The organism is Atribacter sp., from assembly GCF_035418125.1.
GTDB lineage: Bacteria > Atribacterota > Atribacteria > Atribacterales > Atribacteraceae > Atribacter > Atribacter allofermentans.
In genome coordinates, this window is record NZ_DAOLQM010000112.1 from 1 (window position 1) to 6,721 (window position 6,721).

Consider the following 6,721-nt stretch of genomic DNA (forward strand, 5'->3'; position numbering starts at 1 on the left):
CATGAATCACGGCATTAATCCCAGGACAATCACCACCAGCACTGAGTACTCCAATACGACGAATTGGCATATTTATAATCACCTCTCTAAAAATGCAACCGCTCGTGCAAAACTGCTGTCAATTCCTTCCACTCGATAAGGAAAGGCTAAAAACACGAAGGGAGTCGTTGTAATTTGATCTAAGTTATCTAAACCTTCGATTAACAAAACATCCTGAGCCATGAGGATTTGATGAAACTCTCGGGTTTTTTCAACATTCTTCCCCAGATGAAAATGAGCATCAATTCCTACCATTTTTACTCCACGATCGCGAAGCCAGATTCCTGCTTCTGGTGAAAAAGATGGTAGCAACTCTCTATTACCAGTTTGTTTGACCTTTTGGAGATTTTCTTTGTCACAATTTCGCCCTATAACAATATCGCCCTTTTCAACTTTTTCTCCCAATTGGATTTCAAGAAGATCGGTAGTAACCTCATCATGAGTTTCGCTAACGTCAAAATAATCACAAAACCAGGCTCGACCGCAAAAAGCTTCAAGGGAAAATTGTTCCAAGTCTTTCCCGTTCTCAAAAAAATGAGCAGGGCTTTCAATGTGAGTTCCAACATGAGAATGAGTATATATTTCGTGTTTCCAAGTTCGATCGTGTAAGTAACTTCGTTCGACCCGAAATGGACGAGTGGGCGTTCCTGGAGGAACTATTTTCTGGGAAAGGTCAACCAGCTTAAGATCTTTGCTGGTAAATAAGTTTTTCATATCAATCCTCCTGGCATTGGAATTCTATCCTGATTATTTTACAATATATAAAGAAATAATAAACCACCATGTCCCAGAAAGAAGGATATTCTATGTTATTCCATACCTTTTGCCATATCCCCTCAATAGGTGAAAAGACGGAAAGAAAAATTTGGCAGGAAGGAATTTTAAATTGGGACGATGCTCTCACCGACCCCCTGTTTCGAAAAATTCTCCCTGGAAATATCTCAGATCGGGCATATTCGATGGTGGCTCGTTCCTATGAAAAAATAGAAAAAAAAGATATTCGCTTTTTTACTGAAAAATTTCATAACTTTAACCGTTGGAGAATTTTTTCTCATTTTCGTTCCGAAGCAGTATTTCTGGATATTGAAACTAGTGGATTGAATCCGCCTGATGATTATATTACCGTTATTACACTTTTTGACGGAAAGAAGATTAAAACCTATGTACACGGAATTAATATGGCTGATTTCATTGATGACATTTTCCATTATCAAATCATTATTACTTTTAATGGAAAATGTTTCGATCTCCCTTTTATAGAAAGGTATTTCGATATTAAGCTGCCACATATTCATTTCGATTTAAGGTTTATGTTGAAAAGTATGGGTCTTTCCGGTGGACTAAAAGTATGTGAAAAGTCTTTGGGAATAGATCGGGGTAAATTGAAGGGTATCGATGGGTATATGGCAGTTCTTCTCTGGCAAAAATACTTAGAAGGCTGTACCGAAGCCTTAGAAACTCTGATTGCTTATAACGTCGAAGATACCGTCAATCTTGAAAAGCTCATGGTGTATTATTATAACTATAATGTAAACGAGCTCTCTTTCCCCTATTTGGTTCTCGAAGAACCTCGAAAAAAAATTCAGATTTCTTCCCGGATTTACCCTGAAGTGATCAAAGAAATCCGTTATGAAAAATTGCGATTTTATAAAGAAAGGGAGGGCTTAATTTGGTAGGTTCAATTTCCCAAGAGGATATTCAATCTATTCTCCATGCCGATAGAAATGATCCATTCCAAATTTTAGGAATACATTCTGCGGAAAGTGCTCGGGGTGTTTTTGTTCGATTATTTTATCCTGATCTTCACTCTGCTGAGGTTGTTGACCCCGATCAATCTGAGCAACCATGGATAATGGACCGTATCCATTCGGAAGGATTTTATGAAGTATTCATACCAAATCGAAGTTTTTTTCGGTATCTCCTGAGATTAACCAAAAATAATGGTGAAATCATTTTAACCCGAGATCCCTATTCCTTTCTTCCTCTCCTCACCGATCTCGATATTTATCTTTTCAACGAGGGAACCCATTTGGCCATTTATGAGTTTCTCGGAGCACATTTTAAAACCATTGATGAAACACCGGGAATGCTTTTTTGTGTTTGGGCTCCTAATGCTCGACGAGTTAGCGTAGTTGGAGATTTCAATGGATGGGATGGTCGAATCCACCAAATGAGAATGATAGGGTCTTCAGGAATATGGGAAATATTTATCCCAAATGTGCCCACAGAAACACGATACAAGTTTGAAATTAAAACCCAAGAAGGACATCTCCTCTTGAAATCTGATCCTCTGGCTTTTTATGCAGAAAAGACTCCACTTACCGCCTCACTTACTTACAACCTGAGCGGCTATAATTGGCGTGATCATGATTGGATCGAAAAACGGAAATCATCTAGTCTTCTTGCCACCCCGATGAGCATTTACGAAGTCCATCTTGGATCATGGAAAAAAGGAGAATACTCTTCTTTTCTCAGTTACCGAGAGTTGGCCCATCAACTGGTGGATTACGTTCAGGAAATGGGTTTTACCCACATAGAACTCCTTCCTATTTGTGAACACCCCTTTAACGGATCCTGGGGCTATCAAGCTACTGGTTATTTCGCTCCCACCAGCCGTTTTGGAGAACCAAAGGATTTTATGTATTTTGTCGACTATTGCCACCAAAATGGAATTGGTGTGATTCTGGATTGGGTTATTGCTCACTTTCCGAAGGATGGTCATGGACTGGGACGCTTTGATGGTACCGCACTCTATGAACATGTTGATCCCCGAAAAGGAGAACATCCCCATTGGGGAAGTTATATTTTTAACTATGGGCGAAGAGAGGTGCGCTGTTTTTTAGTCTCCAACGCCATGTATTGGCTGAAAGAATACCACATTGATGGCCTACGAGTTGATGCCGTGGCATCTATGCTCTATCTTGATTATGGTCGAAATCAAGGTGAATGGCTTCCTAACCAATATGGCGGCAAAGAAAACCTTGAAGCAATTGATCTTATTCGATACTTCAATGAAAGCATCTACCATCGATTTCCAGGAATTATGACTATAGCCGAAGAGTCTACAGCTTGGCCGGGTGTAACCCTTCCTCCTTATACTGGTGGCTTGGGATTCTTATTCAAATGGAATATGGGGTGGATGAATGATTTTCTCGCTTACATGAGTAAAGATCCTATATATCGTAAATACCATCACCAAAATTTAACTTTCCCTCTTATGTATGCATTTTCGGAAAATTTCATTTTGCCCTTGTCACATGATGAGGTTGTCCATGAAAAACGCAGTATGATTAATAAAATGCCTGGTGACTGGTGGCAAAAGTTTGCTAATCTTCGTCTTTGTTATGCAACCATGTTTGGGTTCCCGGGTAAAAAACTTCTCTTCATGGGAAACGAAATTGGCCAATGGAGTGAATGGGATCATGATACCGGTTTAAATTGGTTTCTGCTCGATTATGATACCCATCGGAAACTGCAATTATTTGTAAAAGATCTCAATCGTATATATAAACAGGAAAAATCGCTCTGGGAAATTGACAATTCTTGGAAGGGTTTTGAATGGATCGATTGCAATGATTCAGATAATTCAATTCTTTCCTTTATTCGAAAAAGCAGAAATTCCGATGACTTTTTAGTTTTTGCGTGTAATTATACTCCAGTTCCACGCCTTGGCTACCGATTAGGTGTCCCTAAAAAGGGTGTTTATCAAGAAGTGTTGAACAGCGACTCCGAAATTTATGGGGGAAGTAATATTGGCAACTTTGGACAGGTTTTTACCCAGAATATTCCCGGCCACGGAAAGCCCTTCTCGGTGGATTTAAATCTCCCTCCCTTGGGTTGTGTGGTTTTAAAATTGTCTAACTAAAAAATAGTAATAAATAAAAATGGCGTCATCCTGAGGCTTCGCTTTTCGATGATTTAAGGTTTTCACTTTTTTTTAATGTTGCTGACTCATTATCTCAGTGTAATTATTAAAAATGAAAGGCACCCTCCCCGCCGCGAAAGCGGCACCCCTCCAAGGAGGGGAATTGTTCAATATATTCCCCATTGAGGGGGGAATATATTAGATGGTATTTTCAGGATAGATTGATCCCATGAGTTCCTAATCTGAATCAATTTCCTTTTTTCCCGATGTTCTTTTGATAAAATCTTGATAAGCAAAAGCATATTCAACTGCCCAGCGACAGGATTCAACCATACTACGATGGTTGGCTTTTCCCTGCCCAGCAATGTCAAAAGCGGTTCCATGATCGGGAGAAGTTCGAATAAAAGGAAGACCTAAAGTAATGCTTACCGTCCCATAAAAATCCATACATTTAGTCGCAATGTGCCCTTGGTCGTGATAAAGAGAAAGTACTGCATCAAATCTTCCCTGACGGGCAAACCAAAAAACTGAATCGGCAGGGTAAATTCCCATCACATTCATTCCTAGTTTTCGCGATTTTTCGATAGCCGGATTTATTTCCTTGATTTCTTCTTGGCCCAACAAGCCATTTTCTCCCCCGTGAGGATTGAGAGCAGCAACAGCAATTTTAGCTGAAAAAAGCCCGATAGAATTCAAATATTGATTCATTTCGAGTAAAAATTTATAGACCTTCTCCTTTTTTACTTCCTTGACTGCTTCTAAAAGCGAAAGGTGACGGGTAAGAAAAAAAACTCGCAGTTGATCAATTTGAAACATGGTAAGTGCAACGGAGCTTTTGGTTAACTCTTTAAAAATTTCAGTGTGTCCGATATACGGAACAGCAGCAAGATGCAGCGCTTCCTTGCTAATGGGTGCAGTCACCACTGCATCGACTTGTTCTTTTAAAGCTAACTGGATAGCAGTCTGAATATATTCAAAGCTGCTTTGTCCCGATTGAGAAGAGATCTCTCCCCATCGAAAGGAAGATAAATCAACATTGCTGCAATCAAGAAGATAAGGCCCTGGACTTGAAATTGATTCAGTAAATTTTTGCCAATTGATCGATGTTTTAGTGACCTCCTCGGCTTGACTCAAAACCTTTCGGTCACCAACGACCAGAGGAATAGCAGGGAATTCCCAGTTTTGCAGAGTTTGTACAATAATTTCTGGTCCGATGCCACTAGGATCCCCCAAGGTAATAGCAATAACCGGTAATCTTGAATTCATAACTCACTCCGAGCAGCAATGATTCTTTTTATACCCTCTTCAATTTCTTCTTTTTTCCTACAAATAGAAATACGAATAAATCCATCTGAACTTTGTCCAAAAGTATCACCCGGTGCAACGGCGACATGGCTTTTTTGGAGTAATTTTTTACAAAATTCAAGTGATTTCATGCTAAATTCTCTGATATCTACCCAAACATAATATCCTCCACCAGGACGATATACTTTAAACCCAGCCTTTTCCAAACCTGAGCAGCATAAATCGCAGTTTTGCCGATAAGAATCTACCATCTTTTTAATCTCTTCTTCAGGCATATCTAAAGCAATTTCAGCCGCCTTTTGCGAGAGATGAGACGTACAGGCAATCATATATTCGGAAACTTTCATTAAATGAATTAATAGATCCTTCGGAACCACCATATACCCTACCCGCCAACCCGTTAAGGCATAGGTTTTAGAAAAGGAAAAAATACTGATCAACCTTTCCGGTCGAACATAACGGTACATTCCAAAATGCTCACCCTGATAGATATATTTTTCATAGGCTTCGTCGGATACAACTACCAGATTGTATTCCTCGGCTAAATCTGAGATCGACTGCATAACTTTTTCAGGAAAAACTACACCTAAGGGATTAGATGGAGTATTGACTAAAATCATTTTCGTTCTTGGAGTGATTGACTTACGAATTGATTCAAAATCAGGCAAGTAATTATTCTCTGGTAAGAGAAAATATCTTTTTATTCGTCCTCCGCTCAGTTCAACCTGTGAGAAATGATTGGTAAAACCTGGATCAGGAATCAATGCTTCGTCTCCAGGATCTAAAATAGTTCGAAAAGCAACTACAGTTCCAAAAAGTGAGCCAGGGAGAATGACTACATCATCAGCTTCAACTTTCCAATTTTTTTCTTTCAACAACTTCTTTGCTATTTTATCTCTTAAGGAATGGATACCAACAGTGGGTGTATATTTAATATCTCCTTTGGAATAAAATTCTTTTAAACCTTCTAAAATAAAACTTGGGGTGGGAAAATGAGGCTCTCCAATCTCCAAGTGAATCGCATCAGGAATAGTCAGAGCCATCCCCATGAGTTCTCGTATTCCCGAACGGGGTAATTTCGCTACATCATCAGCAATATTTACCATCATGACCTCCTATTGAAAAGACAGTATTGGAATGCTTTCTATAAGCTTCATTTCAAAACACTAAATCTTGAATCTCAATCCAGGCTTTCACCCTCATCTTGACCTTTTTGCTTTGCTTTCCTCTCCCCTGGTGGGAGAGGATTAAGGTGAGGGGGCACTTAGATTTCTTCACCAAGTTAAATTTCTTAACAACCAATCTGGATCTCAATCTAGGAATCTAAACTTTCACTCTCATCTTGACCTTCTCCCATCAAGAGAGAAGGAACCTAAATGATGCGTCATCCTGAGCAGTGCTTTTTCTCGTGAGAATCTTATCCGACGCTACCGGCGTCATCCTGAGACCTCGCTTTTTGAGGGCGTGAGGATCTCATCTTCAAGTTTTTATAAAGAAAAAAACAAAAAAATG

At 39.4% G+C, this 6,721-nt stretch carries 5 protein-coding genes; 2 read left to right on the top strand and 3 right to left on the bottom strand.

Annotated elements, in window-relative coordinates:
• Nucleotides 1-78: 78 nt before the first annotated feature.
• A complete protein-coding gene (locus PLK24_RS06770) occupies nucleotides 79-753 on the bottom strand; it encodes a cyclase family protein (RefSeq protein WP_324477546.1) in 675 nt (224 codons plus the stop codon).
• 92 nt (nucleotides 754-845) lie between these two features.
• On the opposite strand from PLK24_RS06770, the gene PLK24_RS06775 reads away from it, so the two are divergent.
• Together PLK24_RS06775 and glgB are read left to right on the top strand one after the other, a co-directional pair.
• Nucleotides 846-1,715, top strand: coding sequence for a ribonuclease H-like domain-containing protein (locus tag PLK24_RS06775; RefSeq protein ID WP_324477548.1), 870 nt, complete (start codon nucleotides 846-848; stop codon nucleotides 1,713-1,715).
• Entirely contained in the window at nucleotides 1,709-3,904 is a 2,196-nt protein-coding gene (gene glgB / locus PLK24_RS06780; RefSeq protein ID WP_324477550.1) for a 1,4-alpha-glucan branching protein GlgB, read from the top strand. The genes PLK24_RS06775 and glgB overlap by 7 nt, the downstream gene beginning before the upstream one ends.
• 237 nt (nucleotides 3,905-4,141) lie before the next feature.
• On the opposite strand, the gene pdxA is transcribed toward glgB, so the two are convergent.
• Together pdxA and PLK24_RS06790 are read right to left on the bottom strand one after the other, a co-directional pair.
• Nucleotides 4,142-5,170 (bottom strand): 4-hydroxythreonine-4-phosphate dehydrogenase PdxA, encoded by a 1,029-nt coding sequence (gene pdxA / locus PLK24_RS06785; protein WP_324477552.1) that lies wholly within the window; start codon nucleotides 5,168-5,170, stop codon nucleotides 4,142-4,144.
• Complete coding sequence (locus PLK24_RS06790) at nucleotides 5,167-6,318, bottom strand: pyridoxal phosphate-dependent aminotransferase (protein ID WP_324477554.1); 1,152 nt, start codon at nucleotides 6,316-6,318, stop codon at nucleotides 5,167-5,169. Before PLK24_RS06790 ends, pdxA begins: the two co-directional genes overlap by 4 nt.
• Nucleotides 6,319-6,721: the final 403 nt, after the last annotated feature.

What these genes read in the sequence shown, in the direction of transcription:
- PLK24_RS06770 (WP_324477546.1), bottom strand. Translation starts at nt 753, where the DNA reads ATGAAAAACTTATTTACCAGCAAAGATCTTAAGCTGGTTGACCTTTCC.
- PLK24_RS06775 (WP_324477548.1), top strand. Translation starts at nt 846, where the DNA reads ATGTTATTCCATACCTTTTGCCATATCCCCTCAATAGGTGAAAAGACG.
- pdxA (WP_324477552.1), bottom strand. Translation starts at nt 5,170, where the DNA reads ATGAATTCAAGATTACCGGTTATTGCTATTACCTTGGGGGATCCTAGT.
- PLK24_RS06790 (WP_324477554.1), bottom strand. Translation starts at nt 6,318, where the DNA reads ATGATGGTAAATATTGCTGATGATGTAGCGAAATTACCCCGTTCGGGA.